This window comes from Bradyrhizobium sp. (assembly GCF_016462955.1).
In the GTDB taxonomy this organism is placed as follows: domain Bacteria; phylum Pseudomonadota; class Alphaproteobacteria; order Rhizobiales; family Xanthobacteraceae; genus Bradyrhizobium.
Window position 1 is genome coordinate 1 of record NZ_JAEMSD010000817.1, and the last position, 1,956, is coordinate 1,956.

General features: G+C 63.5%; 1 protein-coding gene. It reads right to left on the bottom strand.

The window, feature by feature from the left end; all coding sequences use genetic code 11:
- Positions 1-1,432, bottom strand: a 1,432-nt coding sequence (gene dnaK / locus JHD07_RS38780) for a molecular chaperone DnaK (protein ID WP_291631828.1), incomplete at its 3' end; no start/stop codon positions are given.
- Positions 1,433-1,956 lie beyond the last annotated feature (524 nt).

A 1,956-nucleotide genomic window follows, 5' to 3' on the forward strand; every position in this document is an offset into this window, starting at 1 on the left:
TGCCGTTGGCGTCGATGTCGAAGGTCACCTCGATCTGCGGCATGCCGCGCGGCGCAGGCGGAATGCCCATGAGGTCGAACTGGCCGAGCATCTTGTTGTCCGCCGCCATTTCACGCTCGCCCTGGAAGACGCGGATGGTGACGGCGTTCTGGTTGTCCTCGGCCGTCGAGAACACCTGGCTCTTCTTGGTCGGGATCGTGGTGTTGCGGTCGATCATGCGGGTGAACACGCCACCCAGCGTCTCGATGCCCAGCGACAGCGGGGTCACGTCGAGCAGCAGCACGTCCTTGACGTCGCCCTGGAGCACGCCGGCCTGGATCGCGGCACCGATCGCCACGACCTCGTCCGGGTTGACGCCCTTGTGCGGCTCCTTGCCGAACAGCTGCTTCACGACTTCCTGCACCTTCGGCATGCGGGACATGCCGCCGACCAGCACGACTTCGCCGATCTCGCCAGCGGTGACGCCGGCGTCCTTCAGCGCCTTGCGGCAGGGCTCGACGGTCTTCTGCACGAGGTCATCGACCAGCGCCTCGAACTTGGCGCGGGTGAGCTTCATGGTCAGATGCTTCGGGCCGGTCTGGTCCGCGGTGATGAAGGGCAGGTTGATCTCGGTCTGCGTCGTCGACGACAGCTCGATCTTGGCCTTTTCAGCGGCTTCCTTCAGGCGCTGCAGTGCGAGCTTGTCGTTGCGCAGGTTGATGCCCTGCTCCTTCTGGAACTCGTCGGCCAGATAACCCACGAGGCGCATGTCGAAGTCTTCGCCGCCGAGGAAGGTGTCGCCGTTGGTCGACTTCACCTCGAACACGCCGTCGCCGATTTCGAGAATGGAGATATCGAAGGTGCCGCCGCCGAGGTCATACACGGCGATCGTGCCGGCCTTGGTCTTGTCGAGGCCATAGGCGAGTGCGGCCGCGGTCGGCTCGTTGATGATGCGCAGCACCTCGAGGCCCGCGATCTTGCCGGCGTCCTTGGTCGCCTGGCGCTGGGCGTCGTTGAAGTAGGCGGGAACGGTGATGACGGCCTGGTCGACCTTCTGGCCGAGATGGGCTTCCGCGGTCTCCTTCATCTTCTGCAAGATGAACGCCGAGACCTGCGAGGGCGAATAGGTCTGGCCGTCGGCCTCGACCCAGGCATCGCCATTGGACGCTTTCACGATCTTGTACGGGACGAGCTTCTTGTCCTTCTCGACCATTGGGTCGTCGTAGCGGCGGCCGATGAGGCGCTTCACTGCGAAGAAGGTGCGCTCGGGATTGGTGACGGCCTGGCGCTTGGCCGGCTGGCCGACGAGGCGCTCACCGTCGTCAGTCACGGCAACGATCGAAGGCGTCGTGCGCATGCCTTCGGAATTCTCGATGACTTTGGCGTTCTTGCCATCCATCACGGCGACGCACGAATTCGTGGTGCCGAGGTCGATCCCAATGACCTTTCCCATGGTCCTGATATCCTTCTTTTTGCGGCAGGTTGGCTGGGCCCAGAAGGCACCCGAACCGAAACCCCCTAAGATCAAACATCCGCGATATTGCGATGATTGAGGCTCATATAGGAGGGGGGGAGGGGCCCGCAAGGACCGAAGCTAGGTTTCTGCCGCGAAAACATCGGCTTTTGGAAGAAGATATCAGGGCTCAACCGCCCTTGCGGGTGAGGAATTATTAACAGGTTCGATCCTCGGCAAGCCCCCGCTACCACGAGCCCGTCCCGCCCTGTTGCGGCAAGTCCAAACCCGCTAAAAGACGGACCGGCCGGGCTGCAGCTTCAGAGCTGCCTCGCGCGACAAAGCGGCCCGGTCTCCGACCATCGAACGGCCTCAATGTGAACCAATCAGAGTGCCCATGAAGCTGACCCGTCCCCTCGCCGCGCTCGCCCTCCTCGCCGCCTCCGCGCTCCCGGCCCTTGCGGCCGACGCCGTTTTCCCACCCGGCTTGCGTCTCGGCATGGTGCCGTTGATCGGCCTCAACA